General features: G+C 60.1%; 1 pseudogene. It reads right to left on the bottom strand.

Features of this window, described 5'->3' with window-relative positions:
- A pseudogene (locus L691_RS28345) lies at nt 1-242 on the bottom strand (biotin--[acetyl-CoA-carboxylase] ligase); the annotation flags it as partial.
- Nucleotides 243-338: the final 96 nt, after the last annotated feature.

Genomic DNA, 338 nt, shown 5'->3' with positions numbered 1-338 from the left:
ACAACGCTCATCCAGATGCCCTTGCCCTTAGGGGAATGCCATCTCCGGCCCCTTGTTCCCCGTCCGCCTGTCTGCTCCTCGGCCATGACGGCAGTCCCTTCCGGAGCGCCTTTCTCCGCAAGCAGCTTGGCCTCCTCCTGGGTAGACACGACGGTCTCCAGGCGCCGCAGCCTTCCGGCCCATTTCGTATCCTGAAATATGTCCGCTCCGGCAGCGGCGGCCGTTAGTTTATCATTGCTCATGGCGATTCATCCTTTTCGCTTCGTTAATCAAGGCTGTCCTGTCATTAGGCAAGACGCCGGACGCCGCTTCCAGCAGCAGAGCCTGAAGCATCTCTC

This window comes from Paenibacillus zanthoxyli JH29 (genome assembly GCF_000520715.1).
GTDB classification, from domain to species: domain Bacteria; phylum Bacillota; class Bacilli; order Paenibacillales; family Paenibacillaceae; genus Paenibacillus_AQ; species Paenibacillus_AQ zanthoxyli.
Note: the sequence above shows the minus strand (reverse complement) of the source record. Positions and strands in the feature narration are given on the sequence as shown.